General features: G+C 45.2%; 17 protein-coding genes. 14 read left to right on the top strand and 3 right to left on the bottom strand.

All coding sequences use genetic code 11. The annotated features are described in order from the left end of the window. Positions 1-5 precede the first annotated feature (5 nt). From ACSBL2_RS23225 to ACSBL2_RS23265, 9 genes are all read left to right on the top strand, one after another. Entirely contained in the window at positions 6-1709 is a 1704-nt protein-coding gene (locus ACSBL2_RS23225) for a GMC oxidoreductase (RefSeq protein WP_442588941.1), read from the top strand. After that, a complete protein-coding gene (locus tag ACSBL2_RS23230) occupies positions 1709-2869 on the top strand; it encodes a Gfo/Idh/MocA family protein (protein ID WP_442588942.1) in 1161 nt (386 codons plus the stop codon). Before ACSBL2_RS23225 ends, ACSBL2_RS23230 begins: the two co-directional genes overlap by 1 nt. Positions 2870-2874: 5 nt before the next feature. Continuing rightward, a complete protein-coding gene (locus ACSBL2_RS23235; protein WP_442588943.1) occupies positions 2875-3933 on the top strand; it encodes a sugar phosphate isomerase/epimerase family protein in 1059 nt (352 codons plus the stop codon). 93 nt (positions 3934-4026) lie between these two features. Next, positions 4027-4428, top strand: a complete 402-nt coding sequence (locus tag ACSBL2_RS23240) for a c-type cytochrome (protein WP_442588944.1) — start codon at positions 4027-4029, stop codon at positions 4426-4428. Between the two features lie 52 nt (positions 4429-4480). Further along, the gene (locus tag ACSBL2_RS23245; protein ID WP_442588945.1) at positions 4481-5929 is read left to right on the top strand and encodes a Gfo/Idh/MocA family protein; all 1449 of its coding nucleotides are present in this window, start codon (positions 4481-4483) and stop codon (positions 5927-5929) included. A gap of 98 nt (positions 5930-6027) precedes the next feature. Beyond that, positions 6028-6729 carry a 3-keto-disaccharide hydrolase gene (locus ACSBL2_RS23250; RefSeq protein ID WP_442588946.1) on the top strand — a complete coding sequence of 234 codons (702 nt, stop codon included), beginning with the start codon at positions 6028-6030 and terminating at the stop codon, positions 6727-6729. A 50-nt stretch (positions 6730-6779) separates the two neighbouring features. Continuing rightward, entirely contained in the window at positions 6780-8027 is a 1248-nt protein-coding gene (locus tag ACSBL2_RS23255; protein ID WP_442588947.1) for a nucleoside permease, read from the top strand. Further along, positions 8027-8911, top strand: coding sequence for a hydroxypyruvate isomerase family protein (locus ACSBL2_RS23260; protein ID WP_442588948.1), 885 nt, complete (start codon positions 8027-8029; stop codon positions 8909-8911). Before ACSBL2_RS23255 ends, ACSBL2_RS23260 begins: the two co-directional genes overlap by 1 nt. Positions 8912-8927: 16 nt before the next feature. Next, complete coding sequence (locus ACSBL2_RS23265) at positions 8928-9797, top strand: sugar phosphate isomerase/epimerase family protein (RefSeq protein ID WP_442588949.1); 870 nt, start codon at positions 8928-8930, stop codon at positions 9795-9797. 57 nt (positions 9798-9854) lie between these two features. Here ACSBL2_RS23265 and ACSBL2_RS23270 read toward each other — a convergent pair whose 3' ends face one another. Continuing rightward, on the bottom strand, positions 9855-10784 hold the full coding sequence (locus ACSBL2_RS23270) for a lamin tail domain-containing protein (protein ID WP_442588950.1): 930 nt from the start codon (positions 10782-10784) through the stop codon (positions 9855-9857). Positions 10785-10913: 129 nt separating this feature from the next. On the opposite strand from ACSBL2_RS23270, the gene ACSBL2_RS23275 reads away from it, so the two are divergent. From ACSBL2_RS23275 to ACSBL2_RS23295, 5 genes are all read left to right on the top strand, one after another. Continuing rightward, positions 10914-11906 carry an aspartate-semialdehyde dehydrogenase gene (locus tag ACSBL2_RS23275; protein WP_442588951.1) on the top strand — a complete coding sequence of 331 codons (993 nt, stop codon included), beginning with the start codon at positions 10914-10916 and terminating at the stop codon, positions 11904-11906. A gap of 85 nt (positions 11907-11991) precedes the next feature. Then, the gene (dacB, locus tag ACSBL2_RS23280; protein ID WP_442588952.1) at positions 11992-13398 is read left to right on the top strand and encodes a D-alanyl-D-alanine carboxypeptidase/D-alanyl-D-alanine endopeptidase; all 1407 of its coding nucleotides are present in this window, start codon (positions 11992-11994) and stop codon (positions 13396-13398) included. A 175-nt stretch (positions 13399-13573) separates the two neighbouring features. Further along, a complete protein-coding gene (locus ACSBL2_RS23285; protein WP_442588953.1) occupies positions 13574-15517 on the top strand; it encodes a beta-N-acetylhexosaminidase in 1944 nt (647 codons plus the stop codon). A gap of 70 nt (positions 15518-15587) precedes the next feature. Next, positions 15588-16328, top strand: a complete 741-nt coding sequence (locus ACSBL2_RS23290) for a tRNA pseudouridine synthase A (RefSeq protein ID WP_442588954.1) — start codon at positions 15588-15590, stop codon at positions 16326-16328. Between the two features lie 70 nt (positions 16329-16398). Beyond that, positions 16399-16797, top strand: coding sequence for an acyl-CoA thioesterase (locus ACSBL2_RS23295; RefSeq protein WP_442588955.1), 399 nt, complete (start codon positions 16399-16401; stop codon positions 16795-16797). Here the strand turns inward: ACSBL2_RS23295 and ACSBL2_RS23300 are convergent. Further along, positions 16794-17300, bottom strand: a complete 507-nt coding sequence (locus ACSBL2_RS23300) for a shikimate kinase (RefSeq protein ID WP_442588956.1) — start codon at positions 17298-17300, stop codon at positions 16794-16796. The genes ACSBL2_RS23295 and ACSBL2_RS23300 overlap by 4 nt on opposite strands. A gap of 1 nt (position 17301) precedes the next feature. Beyond that, positions 17302-18357 carry an ABC transporter permease gene (locus tag ACSBL2_RS23305; RefSeq protein ID WP_442588957.1) on the bottom strand — a complete coding sequence of 352 codons (1056 nt, stop codon included), beginning with the start codon at positions 18355-18357 and terminating at the stop codon, positions 17302-17304. Position 18358: the final 1 nt, after the last annotated feature.

Genomic DNA, 18358 nt, shown 5'->3' on the forward strand with positions numbered 1-18358 from the left:
CTATAATGAGCAATTTAAATACTAAAGCAACAGCACAGAATACCTACGATGCCATCGTAGTTGGATCAGGAATCAGTGGCGGATGGGCAGCAAAAGAACTTACTGAAAAAGGACTAAAAGTTTTACTGCTGGAAAGAGGCAGGAACGTAGAACATATAAAAGATTATACCACGGCAATGAAAAAGCCATGGGAATTTGAACACCGTGGTAAGCTGACGGAAGAACAGAAAAGAACACACCCGGTTCAGAAAAGAGATTATCCTTACCAGGAATTTAATGAGAGTTTCTGGGTGAATGACCTGGAATGCCCATATACAGAGGTCAAACGCTTCGATTGGTACCGTGGTTTTCACGTGGGTGGTAAATCACTCATGTGGGGCAGACAGAGTTACCGTTTCAGCGACCTGAACTTTGAAGACAATAAAAAAGACGGCCATGGCAATGACTGGCCTATCAGATATAAAGACCTTGAAACATGGTATGATTATGTAGAACGTTTTGCAGGGATCAGCGGCCAGGTAGAAAACTGGCCGGCCTTGCCTGACGGACAGTTCTTACCTCCCATGGACATGAATGTCGTGGAAAAATCTGTTAAAAAACGGATTGAGGAACACTGGAAAAAAGAACGTATCATGACGATCGGACGTACGGCCAACCTTACCGTTCCCCATGGTGGACGCGGAAGTTGCCAGTACAGGAATTTGTGCAGCAGGGGCTGTCCTTTCGGGGCCTATTTCAGTACCCAATCCTCTACCCTGCCTGCTGCCGTAGCTACAGGTAATTTAACCCTTCGTCCTTTTTCTCTTGTAGACCATATTATATATGACAAAGAAACGAAGAAAGCCAAAGGAGTAATGGTGATCGATTCAGAATCGAAGGAGAATATGGAGTTCTATGCAAAGGTGATTTTCGTTAACGGATCTACCCTGGGCAGTACCTTCCTGTTGCTGAACTCTACTTCAGCAGAACATCCCAATGGATTAGGTAATGCCAGCGGTGAGCTGGGACACAACCTGATGGACCACCATTTCCGTTGCGGCGCATCAGGCGAGGCAGAAGGATTTGATGATAAATATACCTATGGCAGAAGGGCAAATGGAATTTACATTCCCCGCTACCAAAACATGGGCAACGACAAACGCGATTACCTGAGGGGCTTTGGTTATCAGGGTGGTGCAAGCAGGACTGGCTGGCGTAACGATGTTGCCGAATTATCTTTTGGGGGCGACTTCAAAGATCAAATGACCGTGCCGGGCAAATGGACAATGGGACTCGGCGGATTCGGGGAGTCACTTCCTTACCATGAAAACAGGGTTTATATCGACAAAACCAAGAAAGATAAATGGGGCATGCCTGTTCTTGCCATTGACTGTGAGTTCAAAGGCAATGAAGAAAAAATGCGTGTAGCCATGATGAATGATGCTGCTGAGATGCTGGAAGCTGCAGGGATGAAAAATGTGAAAACCTATGATGGTGGTTCTACCCCGGGTATGGCGATCCACGAGCAGGGAACAGCACGTATGGGTAATGATCCTAAAACCTCTGTACTGAACAAATGGAACCAGATGCATGAAGTAAGCAATGTATTTGTTACAGATGGATCTTGCATGCCATCGATTGCATGTCAGAATCCTTCTCTTACCTTTATGGCCTTGACTGCACGTGCAGCCGACTATGCCGTAAAAGAATTAAAAAAAGGAAATATTTAATGGAAAACAGAAAACTGAGAATGGGCATGATTGGCGGTGGAAAGGATGCTTTTATAGGCGCCGTCCACCGCATAGCGGCCAATATTGACGGACAGGTAGAGCTTTGCTGCGGTGCACTCAGCGTAAATCCTGAAACTGCGAAAGAATCGGGACAACTTTTATTTCTTGATGAAGACCGTACTTACCTGAGCTATCAGGAGCTTTTTGAAAAAGAAAGCCTGTTACCGGCAGACAAGCGTATTGACTTTGTCACCATTGTGACCCCAAACTTCGCCCATTTTGAACCTGCCATGCTGGCCCTTGAAAACGGCTTTAATGTGGTCATTGAGAAGCCAATGACACTGACGCTGGAAGAAGCAAAATTGCTGCAGAAAAAGGTAGAAGAAACGGGTTTGACACTGTGTCTGACCCATACCTATTCCGGCTACCCTATGGTGAAACAGGCACGCCAGATGGTGAAAGACGGAACCATCGGCAGTGTACGTAAAGTCATAGTAGAATATCCCCAGGGCTGGTTGAGTACACTCACCGAACGGGAAGGGAATTCAGGTGCCGCCTGGAGGACAGATCCTAAAAAGAGTGGAAAAAGCGGCAGTATGGGAGATATCGGTACACATGCCGCCCAACTGGCAGAATACATTTCAGGACTAAAGATCACGAAAATGTGTGCTGACCTGAATATTGTCGTTCCCGGACGCGGTTTGGATGATGATGGAAATGTGTTGCTGAAGTTTGACAACGGATCAAATGGCGTACTCATTGCTTCACAAATTGCTGCAGGAGAAGAAAATGCCTTGAAAATTAAAGTATACGGTGAAAAAGGGGGACTGGAATGGCACCAGATGGAGCCGAATACCCTGATCCTGAAATGGCTGGATCAGCCTGCACAGGTATACAGAGCGGGACAAGCTTATTTATCCGATGTGGCGAAACACAATACCAGGGTACCGGGAGGCCATCCAGAGGGTTATCTGGAAGCTTTTGCAAATATCTACAGGAATTTTGCAGCAACCCTGAAAGCGAAACTGAATGGTGAAGCGCCTACCGCATTCCAACTGGATTTCCCCAATGCAAATGATGGGGTAAGGGGAATGGCATTTATTGAAAACGTAGTGGCCTCAAGCCAGTCTGACCAGAAATGGTTTGATTTCAACATTTAATTATCATGACGACACTTAAAGGACCAGCAGTATTTTTAGCCCAGTTCATAGGAGATGAAGCTCCGTTTAATTCCCTGGAAGGGATTTGTCAGTGGGCAGCAGATTTAGGGTTTAAAGGCATCCAGATGCCTACACTGGATAACCGTTTCATTGATTTACAACAGGCCGCGGAAAGCAAAACCTATGCAGATGAGCTGAAAGGAAAGGTGAATTCCTTCGGACTGGAGATTACCGAACTTTCCACACATATTCAGGGACAGCTGGTGGCAGTGAACCCTGCATTTGATGATGTCTTTGATGGTTTCGCTCCTGAAGCCTACAGGAAGAATCCGAAGGGAAGGACCGAATGGGCAGTACAGCAGTTAAAATATGCAGCGAAGGCTTCGGCCAACCTGGGACTTCAGGCACATGCGACATTCAGCGGATCACTGTTATGGCACATGTTCCATCCATGGCCACAACGACCGGAAGGACTGGTTGATGCGGCTTTTACCGAACTGGCCAAACGCTGGTTACCCATCCTGAATGCATTTGATGAAAACGGTGTGGATGTGTGTTATGAGATACATCCCGGTGAAGATCTCTTTGATGGTATAACTTATGAAATGTTCCTTGAGAAGGTAAATCACCATCCAAGGGCATGTTTGTTATATGACCCTTCCCATTTCGTCCTGCAGCAACTGGATTACATCCAGTACATTGACTTTTACCATGAACGGATCAAAGCCTTCCATGTCAAGGATGCAGAATTCAATGCGACAGGCAGACAGGGTACTTTTGGCGGTTACCAGAGTTGGGCAAACCGTGCCGGAAGATACCGTTCCCCGGGCGATGGACAGGTAGATTTTAAAACCATATTCAGCAAACTTGCGCAATATGATTTTAAAGGATGGGCAGTCATGGAATGGGAATGCTGTATTAAAGATTCCGATACCGGTGCCAGGGAAGGTGCTGAGTTCATTAAAAAACACATTATTCCGGTGACCTCAAGGGCTTTCGATGATTTTGCGGCGACAGGTGCAGATGAAACATTCAACAGACAGATCCTGGGTTTAAACAGTTAAATAATAAGGTGATGCAGATCACGCATAAATTTATTTGAAACAAAAAAGTTTATGCTAGCTTTATTACACTATAAAAAAAATAAAATATTAAGAATGAAAAAGTCACTATTAATTCTAAGCTGTGTTACTGTAGCACTGGCATCATGCGGAAATCCGGATTCATCATCATCTTCGACCTCAACATCATCTGCCCCTGCGGAAACAACCACAACACCGGCGGCAGAAGCTCCGGCAGCAATGTTACCAGGGGAGAAACTGGTTGCAATGTCTGACTGTGTAGGATGCCACAACAAAACCCAAAAAGTTATCGGGCCAGCTTATGTTGACATTGCAGCGAAATATCCTTCCAATGAAGAAAACATTAACCTGCTGTCTGAATCGGTGATCAAGGGAAGTAAAGGGAAATGGGGTGAATTACCCATGACTCCACATCCAAACCTGAGTAAAGACGATGCAAAATCTATGGTTACCTGGATTTTATCCCTAAAAAAATAAACATGTAACAGGAATACCTACATCCGCAACCCCAACCAAATATATCATGAGCATGAAAGAAAAAGAAGTAAATGCGGCCAGCAGGCGCGCATTTATCAAATCATCTGCAATTGCTGCAGCAGCATTTATGATTGTTCCCCGCCACGTTTTGGGCGGAAAAGGATATTTAGCACCGAGCGACAGGTTAATTGTAGCCGGCGTTGGTGCTGGCGGGAAAGGGGCATCAGATATTTCCGCTTTTTATAAAAGCGGAAAGGCGGATATAGGTTTTCTTTGTGATGTGGATACTCAACGGGCAGCAGCTACAGTGACGAACTTCCCGAAAGCGAAGTTTTATAAGGACTGGAGGGAAATGCTGGAGAAGGAACACAAGAACTTTGATGCAGTGAGCATCTCCACGCCGGACCACAGCCATGCCATGATTACCGTTGCAGCCATGCAGCTGGGTAAACATGTATATGTACAAAAACCACTTACCCATGATATTTATGAGGCCCGTAAGTTAACGGAAGCCGCAAAAAGATATAAGGTAGTGACCCAGATGGGAAACCAGGGGGCTTCCAATGACGGCGCCCGACAGATGAGGGAATGGTATGATGCAGGACTGATTGGTGATGTGCATACGGTTTATGCCTGGACTGACCGGCCGGTATGGCCACAGGGAATTCCATGGTCGGCCAATAAAGCGGAAATCCCTCAGAACCTGGACTGGGATCTGTGGCTGAACAGTGCTCCCTACAAGGATTATGTAGAAAAACTGGTTCCCTTTAACTGGAGAGGCTGGTGGGATTATGGTACCGGTGCTTTGGGTGATATGGGCTGCCACCTGATCGAAGCACCATTCAGCGTGCTGGGGTTGAAATATGCAAATGCTGTACAGGCAAGCGTGGGTTCTGTATATATCGATGAATTCAAACGGGGATATTTTCCTGACAGCTGTCCCCCTTCAAGCCATGTAACCCTTACTTTTCCCAAAACACCAAAAACCCAGGGCGAAGTTACGCTGCACTGGATGGATGGTGGCATACAGCCTACACGTCCCGAAGAACTGGAAGCAAACGAGGTCTTCGGTGATGGGGGCAATGGGACGCTGTTCATTGGTACAAAAGGAAAGATGATGAGCAGTACCTATAGTGCTGATCCGCGTTTACTCCCTTTAAGACTGAATAAAGATATTAAAGTCGCAGAAAAATTCGCCCGCGTTCCAGGCGGTGCGGAAGGGCATTATGCCCAGTGGGTAGAAGCCTGTATTGCCGGTTACGGCAAGAAAGAACTCAGTTCTCCCTTTGAAATTGCAGGGCCTTTAACAGAAGCATTACTCATGGCGAACCTGGCCATTCGTGGCAATGACATCCAGCGTACCGCCAATGGCAAGACGATTTATCCGGGCAGAAATATAGAACTGTTATGGGATAATGACCAGATGAAGGTCACTAATTTTGATGAGGTCAACCAATATGTGAAACTCGAGTACCGTAAAGGCTGGTCGCTGGGCATCTGATTGATTCGGTGAGGAATCATCCTAACCGATAAAGCCGCGGAAAGCAGCCTGAAGACCTTTAAAAAACAAGAACAACTACTGAAAAAAAATATTTACCAATGAAAGTTTATTCAATTCTTGCCCTCTCCTTCCTCAGCATCATGGGCTATCAAAGCACAAAGGGACAGGACAAAGGTTTTGTAGCGTTGTTTGACGGTAAAACAACCAAAGGATGGCATACCTACGGCCAAACCTTTGCCGGTAAAGGCTGGAAGGCCGAAAAAGGGGTATTACACCTCGATCCCAAGGCCAGGCAAAACGATGCAGGCGACCTGGTGACCGATAAAGAATATGATAATTTTCATTTAAAAATCGACTGGAAGGTAGCACCTAAGGCAAATAGTGCTATATTATTCCACATTCAGGAAGATACGGCCAAATATCACCAGACCTATAGTACCGGTCCGGAGATGCAGGTACTGGATAATGAGGGACATCCGGACGGAAAAATTATTAAACACCGTGCCGGAGATTTATACGACCTGGTAAAAAGTAGTTCAGAGCCTGTAAAACCTGTTGGAGAATGGAATACAGCAGAGATCATCAGCAACAATGGTTTACTGGAGTTTATCCTCAATGGGGTAAAGATTGTGTCCACTTCCCAGTTTGATGACAGCTGGAAGGCACTGATTGCAGGAAGCAAGTTTGCTGCATGGCAGGGATTCGGAGTCTTTCCAAAAGGAAAGATCTCTTTGCAGGACCATGGTGATGAAGTATGGTTCCGCAATATCATGATCAAAGATTTAAACAAGAACAAATAATATCCATAGGAATTGACAGAATAAATTAACTAAAAACAATAAAAGACCAAATGATAAACCTGAATACCCGTATTAAACTATCAACAATGATGTTCCTGGAATTTTTTATCTGGGGATCATGGTTCGTAACTTTAGGTACTTTCTTAGACAAGAACCTTTCTGCCACAGGCTCGCAGACTGCGGCTGTTTTTTCTACCCAGTCTTGGGGAGCAATTATTGCCCCTTTTATCATCGGACTGATTGCTGACAGATTTTTTAATGCAGAAAGGATCCTTGGCGTATTGCACCTGGTAGGTGCTTTACTGATGTACCAAATGTATAATGCCACAAATGTAGACGTATTTTACCCGTATGTACTGGGTTATATGATCCTGTTTATGCCCACACTGGCCCTGGTCAACTCTGTATCATTTAACCAGATGCAGGACGCAGAGAAAGAATTCTCAAAAATCAGGTTCTGGGGAACAATCGGCTGGATTGTAGCAGGCTTGCTGATCAGTTACCTGTTCCTTTGGGATTCAGCGGAAGGATTGAGCTCAGGATTGTTAAAAAATACCTTCCTGATGGCAGGAATTGCTTCCCTGGTATTGGGACTGTTTAGCTTCGCCTTACCGAAAACTCCACCAAAAGTGAGTAAGGATGAGAAAGTAAAATTATCGGATGTACTTGGCCTTGACGCCTTAAGCTTATTGAAAGATAAAAACTTCGCTGTATTCTTTATTTCAGCCATCCTGATTTGTATTCCACTGGCTTTCTATTATCAGAATGCTCACCCCTTTCTATCGGCAGTAGGTGTGGAAGAACCTACAGGAAAGATGGCCATTGGCCAGGCTTCCGAAGCCCTGTTCCTGTTATTGATCCCGGTATTCTTTAAAAGATTCGGTTTCAAAATCACGATCCTGGTCGGCATGATTGCCTGGGCTGTCCGTTATGCCCTGTTCGCTTATGGCAATGCAGGAGAACTCAGCTTTATGTTGATCCTTGGTATTGCATTACATGGGGTATGTTATGATTTCTTCTTCGTATCGGGACAAATTTATACCAACTCCAGGGCAGGTGAGAAATATAAAAGTGCTGCACAGGGACTGATTACCCTGGCTACCTATGGTGTGGGGATGCTGATCGGTTTTGAAGTTGCCGGTATGATTACCGATACCTATAAAGTAGCAGATGGCAGTGTAGACTGGAAAATGGTATGGATTATTCCTGCAGGCATTGCCCTGGCCGTATTCCTGTTATTCTCCATATTCTTTAATGACAAACAAAAAGCTGTTGAAGCAGCACCAAATCACTCATAATGGCATCAGAACTTAGTCGCCGAAAAGCATTGAAAACTATGATCACAGGAACAGCTGTCCTTGGCGTCTCTGCAGCTTTACCTGCACAGGCATTGGCACAGGACCTTCTTCCTGCCCCCCTAAAAGGAAATGTAAACCATGCGGTATGCCGCTGGTGTTTCAGTGGAATACCACTGGATGAACTTTGCGCAGCAGCAAAAAAGATGGGTATCAAGGCCATCGACCTTGTTGGTCCGGAGGAATGGCCTGTATTGAAAGCACACGGACTGGATTCATCGATGTGCAATGGTGCAGAGATCAATCTGGTGGATGGATGGAATGATCCTCAGTTCCATGCCCAGCTGATCGCGAATTATACAAAAATGATTCCCCTGGTTGCCAAAGCGGGTTATAAAAACCTAATCTGTTTCAGCGGCAACCGCCGCGGGAAAGATGAGGAAACAGGATTAAAAAACTGCGTGGAAGGGCTGAAAAAGATATTGCCGCTCGCGGAAAAACACAAGGTAGTGCTGGTCATGGAACTGCTGAACAGCAAGCTGAACCACAAGGATTACCAGTGTGACCATACGGCCTGGGGTGCAGAACTGGCCAAACGACTGGGCTCTGAGAACTTCAAGCTGTTGTATGATATTTACCATATGCAAATTGATGAAGGGGATGTCATTACCAATATCCAGACCTTCCATCCTTACATAGGCCATTACCATACCGCCGGTGTACCCGGAAGGAATGAGATTGATGATACACAGGAACTCTTTTATCCTGCGATTATAAAAGCCATACTGGGGACAGGTTTCAAAGGATACATTGCACAGGAATTTATCCCTAAACAGGAAGATAAACTTCAATCCCTGAGAAACGCTATTCAAATTTGTGACCAATAAAAAACCGATATACACTATGAACTCAAGAAGAACATTTATCAAACAGGTGGGACTTGCTTCGGCAGCTGCACTGGTTTTACCCTCATATGCCTGTTCGGCACCGAAAAAAATTGTTGGCCTGCAATTGTATTCCTTAAGGGAACAATTGCCGAAAGATGTACGTGGCGTGATTGCGAAAGTTGCTGAAGCAGGATATAAAGAAGTAGAAACCTATGGTTACTCTGCTGAAGGAAAATTCTGGGGACTTGCGCCGAAAGATTTTAAAACACTGTTGTCTGACAACGGGCTGACTTCCCCAAGCGGACATTACGGAATGGACAAATTCATCGTGGAAAACAACCAGGATGAACTTAAAAGTTATATCGAAGCGGCGAATATCGTTGGCGGCGAATATATAGTTGTGCCTTATTTAAATGAGGCGATCAGAAAAAGTCCGGATGACTATAAAAAAATTGCGGCGAAACTGAATGAAGCTTCCGCCATCTGCAAAGCCAGCGGATTGAAACTGGCCTACCATAACCATAACTTTGAGTTTGACAAATATGGTGAGGTTACCGGATATGATATCCTGTTGAAAGAAACTGATCCGCAAGCGGTACAGTTTGAGCTTGATCTTTACTGGGTAGTGAGATCCGGCAATGATCCGGCGAAATTATTCGAAGCAAATCCCGGCCGTTTCCCGATGTGGCATGTAAAGGATATGGATAAAGCCGATCATACCATTAATACGGAAGTGGGCAGCGGAACGATCAACTTCAAAGACATCTATAAACATGCGAAACTGGCCGGTCTGCAACATTTCATTGTAGAACAGGAAAACTTCTCTATGGATCCTTTTGCAAGTATCAAACAAAGTGCAGATTTCATCAAGAAAAATATCATTTAAGCAAAAAAGGCTGGCCGAAAAGCCAGCCTTTTTGTTTTAGCTGTTCCTGCGGGTCTTTCACAATGCTCCCACCAGGGCAAAAGCCTTTTTCTGCTGCAGGCTATTTCCAAGGGTATCGAAACTTTGGAAGACCATGACATAAATCCCGTAGGCTGCCGCCTGTCCATTTTCATTGATTCCATCCCAGCTCAGTGTTCCGGATGTAGCCACACTCTCATTCTTCAGTAATCTTCTAACCAGGACTCCCCTGTCGGAATAGATCGTAGCCGTAACGACATGGCCATGGTACTGCAATTGCCAGGAGATGGTCAGCACATCATCGATACCATCCCCATCCGGGGAGAAAGCCTTGCCGCTTAACTGAAAGACATCCTTTTTCAATGCCGGGTCTTCCTGCACGGAATTTGCATAACCCGGTGTCGCGAACCCAACAGATGCTGCCGCCGAGGTAAAGTTCCCTTCAGCATTTGCAGGCAACTCAAATGACACCCTTTCCAGGGATACTCCTTTAAAGATCTTCAGGAGTGGATGGTGCATTTTCTCCGTATAATCCAGCCGGTCGGTTACGCGTCCGCCTCTCAGCAGGATCACATGTCCGCTGTCATTGTTATACGCAGGCATACTGCTCAGGTCAATAAACCTGTCGGGATAAGGGCAATAATACTGTGACCTGATCACTGCAGCCCCCTTACTGATCACCCTGTACTCCCCGCTTCCGACCATCCCGGTACCCAGACTTTTAAGGTTTCCGATCTCCCCTTCCGCAGCTATATTTCCCAGGCTCAATCCATTCAAGGAAATTCCCCGGGAAGTAGGGTTATAGATTTCCACAAAATCTACCCCTCCGGTTTGGGGATTAAAAAGCACTTCTGAAATCAGCAGGTCATCGCTTTGATAATCATCCCCTAAGCGGCCAGCACTGGCTTCCGCCCAACAAATTGAAAGTTTATAGCTGATGAGCAAAAAAATAAGCAAAGTTTTTCCCATATTTGAAAAACGCCTTGTGGCGAATAGGGAAAACTACCCTTGTTTAAACAAAAGAAAAAACAAATATTTAATTAACCCGGAGCCCGGAACGGCTCATGAAAACAATAAATACCAATAAAATAAATTAAAATGAAAATCGCAGTTGTAGGTGCCACTGGTTTAGTAGGCACTGTAATGTTAAAAGTACTAGAAGAACGTAATTTCCCGCTAACAGAATTGATTCCTGTGGCATCTGAGAAGAGTGTAGGTAAAGAAATCACTTTTAAGGGTAAGAAGTTCAAGGTGGTTAACATGGAAACAGCGATTTCAATGAAGCCTGATGTTGCTTTATTTTCTGCAGGAGGTGATACTTCATTAAAATATGCCCCGCTATTTGCTGAGGCAGGAACAACAGTGATTGACAATTCTTCCGCCTGGAGAATGGATCCTTCGAAAAAACTGATTGTTCCGGAAGTAAACGCTTATGAATTGTCTATTGATGATAAGATTATCGCTAATCCGAATTGTTCAACTATCCAGATGGTAGTGGCCTTAAAGCCATTGCATGATAAATACAGAATTAAACGTGTGGTGGTATCTACTTACCAGTCGGTTACAGGTACCGGTGTAAAAGCGGTAGAACAAATGAACAATGAGCGTAAAGGGATTACTGATGGCCCAATGGCATACCCTTATCAGATCGATATGAACGTTATTCCACAGATCGATGTATTTCAGGATAACGGGTATACCAAAGAAGAGATGAAGATGATCAAAGAAACCCGTAAAATCATGGGCGACGAGAGCATCAGGGTTACTGCAACCACAGTTCGTATTCCTGTAGTAGGTGGCCACTCTGAATCGGTTAATATCGAATTTGAAAATGACTTTGACCTGGCTGACGTAAGGGCTGAACTGGAAAAAACTCCTGGCATCATTGTCGTGGATGATCCGGCAAACCTGAAATATCCAATGCCTAAAGATGCACATGAGAAAGATGAAGTCTTTGTTGGCCGTCTGAGAAGAGATGAGTCCATGCCGAATTCACTGAACATGTGGATTGTAGCTGATAACCTGCGTAAAGGTGCTGCAACAAATGCAGTGCAGATTGCAGAATTTTTATTGCAGAAAGAACTGATCTAAACGATCGGTTATCAATGTATACCATGTGGTATCGGAATAGCTTTTGGCTACGCTGATACCACATTTTTTTTAAAGCCAAATGCTGATGAAGTTATCCATCCTATCTCTTTTAATTGTTGCCAAGGGGGCTATTTTTAGTGGTACAGCTTATGCCCAAAGTACAAATCAGAAGCTGGAACAGTCCTTTAACACCTTTCTTTCAGACCCGCAAACGAAATATGCGGTTTCCTCATTATGTGTACTGGATGCCAGGACAGGAAAACTGATCTATGGTAAAAATGAGCAGATCGGTCTGGCAACAGCCTCCACCTTAAAAACGATCACCTCGGCTACGGCATTCAGTATCCTTGGAAAAGACTTCCATTATCAAACGACCTTAGGGTACAGCGGATCAATTGTCAATGGGGTATTGAAAGGCGACCTGATGATCTCGGGCGGTGGTGATCCGACACTGGCCTCCTGGCGGTATGAACGGAGCAAAGAGCAGCTGATCCTTGAGCAATGGGTAGCGGCCGTCAAGGCTGCGGGGATTACCAGGGTGGAAGGAAGAGTCATCGGTGACGACAGTGCCTGGGAAACCCAGGGTACGCCTGATGGATGGACCTGGCAGGATATTGGAAATTATTATGGGGCCGGCTCCTCGGCCTTGAGCTGGCGAGAGAATCAGTTTGACATTAAATTACGTGCGGGAAGCAAAGTTGCCGTCGTAAAAACCGTTCCTGCCATGCCTTACTTACAGCTGGTCAATGAGCTGCAATCCGGAGCAGCAGGCAGCGGAGACAATGCCTATGTCTTTCTTCCGCCATTGGGGAAAACAGCTTACCTGAGGGGAAGCTGGGGATTAGGGATCAGTAAAACAGGCATATCAGCAGCCTTGCCCGATCCGGCATTCGACGCGGCATTCCGTCTTCGGGACACCCTGCTTAAAGCAGGAATCTCCTGCAGCGGGGCGCCTTCCACAAGTCGTCAGCTGGTCGCTGAAGATTTGCCGCTGCCGGTCATCCAACAGAAAATCAGCACAATTACCTCTCCTGCCCTCTCTGAAATTGTCTACTGGCTGAATAAAAAAAGTGTGAACCTGTATGCAGAGCACCTGTTAAGGACCATCGCCTGGAAAGCGGGTAAATCGGCAACCACAGAGAACGGCATCCGCGAGGAACTCAATTACTGGTCGGCTAAAGGCATCGACAAAAAAGCGATGAACATTGTAGACGGCAGTGGATTATCTCCCGCGAACCGCGTTACCACTTCGGCTATGGCTTCCATCCTGTTCCAGATTCAGCAGGAAGACTGGTTCGCTGATTTTTATCAATCCCTGCCCGAAAATAATGGCATGAAACTGAAAAGCGGAACGATCAATGACGTTTCTTCCTTTGCCGGATATTACAAGGCAGGGAACGGCAATACCTATGTCATTGTCATTAATGTGAACAATTATTCAGGCAGCCGGATCAATCCGAAACTCTTCCGTGTACTTGATGCCCTGAAATAAACGTTTAATTGATAAGTACCGATACATTGGTGGCATATCCAGCTTTTGTAGCTGCAATTGATTAAATTGCAGCGATTAATAATTTATTGACCCATACTACCCTATCGTGTTTATGAACAAATTCCTATCTTTTATTTGCTGCCTTTTAGCGTATAATTTTGCCTTTAGCCAACAAATGGGATCTAAAAATGAGAATATAACAGAGAATTCAATTGCAGCCATAAAAGTGTTTTCGCCGGCGGACAGTAATGAAACCCTGGTCAGCAGGCCACCGGAATTTGCAATTATTCCTGAACCTGTTTCCTTATTGAAAACCGATGGCCATTTTACTTTGCCTGAAAATGTGGTGATCATGGCCCATAACAGCGATGAACTAAAGCCCGTGATAGATTACCTTCAGGAAAAGCTGAGTGTGCCCACTGGGAAGTTTATCTCTGTAGTCAGCAATTCGCCTGCTACGGCAACTATAAGACTGGTATTGAACACCAAGGAAAACCATATACTGGGTAAAGAAGGCTATCAGCTCTCTGTTGCCCCGCACCTGATTGTCATTAAGGCAAATCAGCCTGCAGGACTTTTCTATGGCGTACAGAGCCTGTTGCAACTGCTTCCGAAGGAAATAGAATCAAAAGAAGTGGTGGACAAGCTGGCCTGGAAAATTCCCTGTGTAGAAATTACGGATTATCCGCGTGTAGGCTGGCGGGGACTGATGTTCGATGTGGCACGCCACTTTTTCACCAAGCAGGAAGTGAAACAATACATTGATGCCATGGTTCGCTATAAATATAACCTGCTGCATCTGCACCTCAGTGATGATGAAGGCTGGAGACTGGAGATCAAGGGTTTGCCTAAACTGACTGAAGTAGGGGCATGGAACGTGAAGAAAGTAGGGGAATTCGGTACATTTAGTCCACCGGCAGCAGATGAACCGCGTACCTATGGAGGATTCTACACACAGGATGACATCAAAGAAATTATTGCGTATGCAAAGGACAGGTATGTGGATATCCTTCCGGAGATAGATGTGCCGGGACATAGCCTAGCTGCCATCGCTTCTTATCCGGAGCTTTCCTGTACGCCAGGTGCGGAAAATTACCGTGTACGCTCTGGGGAAAAGATTATGGACTGGTCCAAAGGAGCCCCTCCTATTGCCTTATTAGACAACACCCTTTGTCCTGCCAACGAAAAGGTGTATGTTTTTCTGGATACCATTATCACGCAGATTGCTGCTTTATTCCCTTTTGAATATATCCATATGGGTGGTGATGAGGCCCCGATCAATTTCTGGCAGAAAAGTGATGCCATAAAAGCATTGATGCTCAAAGAAGGGCTTAAGAACATGCACCAGGTACAGGGATACTTTGAAAAGAGGGTACAGAAAATTGTAGAGTCGAAGGGCAAAAAATTTATGGGCTGGGATGAGATTCTGAATGGGGATATGCCATCAAGTGCGGCCATAATGAGCTGGAGAAATGTCAGCAATGGGGTGCAGGCTTCCTTAAAAAAACATGAAGTCGTCATGAGTCCGCAGACCAACGTATACATCGACCTGATGCAGGGTGATGTGGTTACAGAACCAAAGGTCTATAACTCGGTAAGATTGAATAAGGCTTATGAATTTGATCCGGTTCCTGCAGCAGCAGATGCAAAATACATCAAAGGCGGACAGGCCAACTTGTGGACAGAACAGATCTACAATATCCGTCAGGCAGAATACATGACCTGGCCAAGAGCCTATGCCGTTGCCGAAGCGGTATGGTCACCGAGAGAGAAAAAAAACTGGAATAATTTCATTGGTAAGACACAGGTTCATTTTGAGCGGATGGACATTGCCGAAACAAAATATTCACCCAGCCTGTATGACCCGATCATTAAAGTCAGCAGATCGGCCGACAGGCAGCTCATGGTAGATTTAAGCCTGGAAATTGACGGATTGGATATTTATTACAGCTTTGACAACTCCTCGCCGGACAGATTTTATCCAAAGTACACGGAAAAACTGGTGGTGCCTAAAGATGCATCCCAGCTGAAAATCATTACCTATAGCGGTAAAAAGGTAACAGGAAGAATGATGACCATCTCCGTTGATGAATTGAACAAAAGAGCGGGAAGAAGATAAATTGAGATATTTCGTCCATATAGCCTATAATGGCCTACAATATGCGGGTTGGCAGCGACAACCCGGAATCATGAATGTCCAGGGTGTGATTGAACATGCCCTGAGCCAGATCTTTAAAACACCTGTGGCGATTAATGGCTGCGGAAGAACAGATGCACAGGTACATGCCAGCCAGTTTTTTTTTCATATGGACCTGGAAAAGGAATGGGATTTCGATCTGGTGTTCAGGCTGAACAAAGCCTTGCCAAAAAACATTGCCGTGTTTGATATTTTCCCCATGGAAGGTACACCACATGCCAGGTTTGATGCAGTACAGCGGTCTTATGATTATTTCATGCATACCTATAAGGATCCCTTTCTCAGTGGCCTCAGTTCCTTTTACCTGTTGAAAGATTTAAATTTTGAGGCGATGAAGGCGGCAGTTGCCCTGTTGCCAAAGTATAAGGACTACCGGGCATTTTGTACCAGTCCCGATAAATATGAACATACCCTGTGTTTTGTCCGTTCGGCAAAATTGCTGGTGGATGACAGCGGCGACAAACTCCGGTTCCAGATTTCTGCCAATCGTTTTTTGGGAAAGATGATCCGGATTATTATGGGGCAGCTGATCAAGGTTGGAAAAGGCATTTCAAGTGTGGATGAATTTGAAAGCTACCTGATTTCCCGGCAAACCCCGGCATTGATCACTCCGGCACACCCGGAAGGACTGTATTTATCGCGTGTGATCTATCCTTATCTTGATCTGGCACCAAGGGTTGACTTTTCAGCGATACTTCAGAAGCAGCACGACACCAATTGGAAGACATTTTAGCTGTTTTGTTGACGTTCACATGAATTTCGGAGTTCAGGAATACCCTATTTTTGTATAAAATTGACAAAACATGAATTTTCATACAAGAAAATGGGTAAAACCCGAAGACTTAAATCCCAATGGAACCTTATTTGGTGGCAGTTTACTGAAATGGATAGATGAAGAAGCGGCCATCTATGTCATTGTCCAGCTGGGAAACCCGCGGGTGGTGACAAAGTATATTTCTGAGATCAACTTCGTAAGTTCTGCAAAGCAGGGTGATATCATTGAAATGGGAATCACAGCTACAGCATTTGGTACCACCTCAATTACCATGCGCTGTGAGGTACGCAACAAGATCACGCGTAAAAGTATTCTCACCATAGACAGGATGGTATTTGTCAATGTGGATGAAGATCTCAATCCTGTGCCTCATGGAAAAACACAGATCAAATATATAGAAGAGCAGTTTGCCCTGGAAAATAACTAATGAAGGGCTAAAATAGCAGCACGAAGAACATCGGGAGTAAGGTTGATACCACTGATTTTTAACCTGGCATTTTCATAATACTTCCGGCGTTCTGCTAATTTTTCTTCAATAAAATTCACCAGTGCCTCCTCATTCAGCCCCTGTAACAAAGGGCGTTTCGCTGCACCTTTTTCAAGCCGTTTGGCTAAAGCCTGGGCAGGCATATCAATGTATACCGTTAGTCCGTTGGCATTCATCCAGTCCATATTGTCAAAAAAACAAGGGGTACCGCCACCTGTGGCAATTACGCTATTTTTTGGATAAGGAAAGCTTTGGAGCGTATCACGCTCCAGTTTACGGAAAGTTTCCTCTCCATGTTCAGCAAAATAACTGGCGATAGTACTCCCGGTTTTCTCTTCCACTTTATGGTCAAGATCGATCAGATCATAAGCCATTTTTACGGCGAGTTTTCTTCCCAGTGTACTCTTCCCGCAACCCATAAAACCTATAAGGAATATCTTCATCTTAAGCTAATTTTACCCTTGGATCTGCAAAGGCATACAATACATCTACTAAAATATTAATTACTACGAATACCAGGGCAATAAAAAGAATGGCCCCCATCACCACCGGAAAATCTGACATCTCCAGCGCCTTAACCGTCATTCTTCCCAGTCCGTTATATCCGAAAATATACTCCACGAAAAAAGAACCTGCAAGCAATGAGGCAAACCAGCTTGATATGGCCGTGATGACAGGATTCATGGCATTTTTAAGGGCATGCTTATAAATAATGGCCTGACGACCCAGCCCTTTAGCACGGGCGGTACGGATATAATCCTGTGCAAAAACATCGAGCATGGCCGAACGGGTCAGCTGCACAATAATTGCCAATGGACGCAATCCCAGGGTAAGCATAGGCAAGACCAGGTTCTTCAGGGTCAGCACTTCTCCATGAAAAGGATCATAGGTATACAAGCTGCCCGACATGTTTAATCCGGTATAAGGCCCAAGGACAAAGCCAAATAACCAGGCGATAATAATTCCTGCAAAAAAAGAAGGTGCTGACACCCCCAGGATCGCAAAAGCATTCGCACACCTGTCGATCCAGGTATCTTTATGAACGGCAGACAGCACACCCAGGAATACGCCGGTGATTGTGGCGAAAAACATGGCCGTTATAGCCAGTATAATGGTATTGGGAACAGTCTCCGATAAAATGGCCGTCACTTCCCGTTTCGTCTGATAAGAACGCCGTAAATAAGGCCACTTCAGCACCCCTACCTCCTGATTAAAGGATAGTATTTTCAGATAGTTATACTTCTGCTCTTCTTCCCTGGTATCGTGATGAAAGCTCAAAGGCGACAGGTCATTGATAAAAAGCATAAACTGTACCGGCCTGGAGCGGTCCAGTCCGAATTCCTTTCTCACCGCTTCGAGCGATTGTACATCTGCACGCTGTCCGAGTGTCATTCTCGCCGGATCACCGGGCAGTACATTAAACAAGACAAAGACGACGACAATCACACCCGCCATCACGACGGATCCATAAATCAGCTTCCTCAATGCGTACCACCACATG

It is taken from the genome of Pedobacter sp. AW31-3R (genome assembly GCF_052180285.1).
Lineage (GTDB): Bacteria > Bacteroidota > Bacteroidia > Sphingobacteriales > Sphingobacteriaceae > Pedobacter.

Bases quoted from the DNA above. Each gene is read 5' to 3' on its own strand.
- ACSBL2_RS23225 (WP_442588941.1), top strand. From the start codon at position 6: ATGAGCAATTTAAATACTAAAGCAACAGCACAGAATACCTACGATGCC.
- ACSBL2_RS23230 (WP_442588942.1), top strand. From the start codon at position 1,709: ATGGAAAACAGAAAACTGAGAATGGGCATGATTGGCGGTGGAAAGGAT.
- ACSBL2_RS23235 (WP_442588943.1), top strand. From the start codon at position 2,875: ATGACGACACTTAAAGGACCAGCAGTATTTTTAGCCCAGTTCATAGGA.
- ACSBL2_RS23240 (WP_442588944.1), top strand. From the start codon at position 4,027: ATGAAAAAGTCACTATTAATTCTAAGCTGTGTTACTGTAGCACTGGCA.
- ACSBL2_RS23245 (WP_442588945.1), top strand. From the start codon at position 4,481: ATGAAAGAAAAAGAAGTAAATGCGGCCAGCAGGCGCGCATTTATCAAA.
- ACSBL2_RS23250 (WP_442588946.1), top strand. From the start codon at position 6,028: ATGAAAGTTTATTCAATTCTTGCCCTCTCCTTCCTCAGCATCATGGGC.
- ACSBL2_RS23255 (WP_442588947.1), top strand. From the start codon at position 6,780: ATGATAAACCTGAATACCCGTATTAAACTATCAACAATGATGTTCCTG.
- ACSBL2_RS23260 (WP_442588948.1), top strand. From the start codon at position 8,027: ATGGCATCAGAACTTAGTCGCCGAAAAGCATTGAAAACTATGATCACA.
- ACSBL2_RS23265 (WP_442588949.1), top strand. From the start codon at position 8,928: ATGAACTCAAGAAGAACATTTATCAAACAGGTGGGACTTGCTTCGGCA.
- ACSBL2_RS23270 (WP_442588950.1), bottom strand. From the start codon at position 10,784: ATGGGAAAAACTTTGCTTATTTTTTTGCTCATCAGCTATAAACTTTCA.
- ACSBL2_RS23275 (WP_442588951.1), top strand. From the start codon at position 10,914: ATGAAAATCGCAGTTGTAGGTGCCACTGGTTTAGTAGGCACTGTAATG.
- dacB (WP_442588952.1), top strand. From the start codon at position 11,992: ATGAAGTTATCCATCCTATCTCTTTTAATTGTTGCCAAGGGGGCTATT.
- ACSBL2_RS23285 (WP_442588953.1), top strand. From the start codon at position 13,574: ATGGGATCTAAAAATGAGAATATAACAGAGAATTCAATTGCAGCCATA.
- ACSBL2_RS23290 (WP_442588954.1), top strand. From the start codon at position 15,588: ATGAATGTCCAGGGTGTGATTGAACATGCCCTGAGCCAGATCTTTAAA.
- ACSBL2_RS23295 (WP_442588955.1), top strand. From the start codon at position 16,399: ATGAATTTTCATACAAGAAAATGGGTAAAACCCGAAGACTTAAATCCC.
- ACSBL2_RS23300 (WP_442588956.1), bottom strand. From the start codon at position 17,300: ATGAAGATATTCCTTATAGGTTTTATGGGTTGCGGGAAGAGTACACTG.
- ACSBL2_RS23305 (WP_442588957.1), bottom strand. From the start codon at position 18,357: ATGTGGTGGTACGCATTGAGGAAGCTGATTTATGGATCCGTCGTGATG.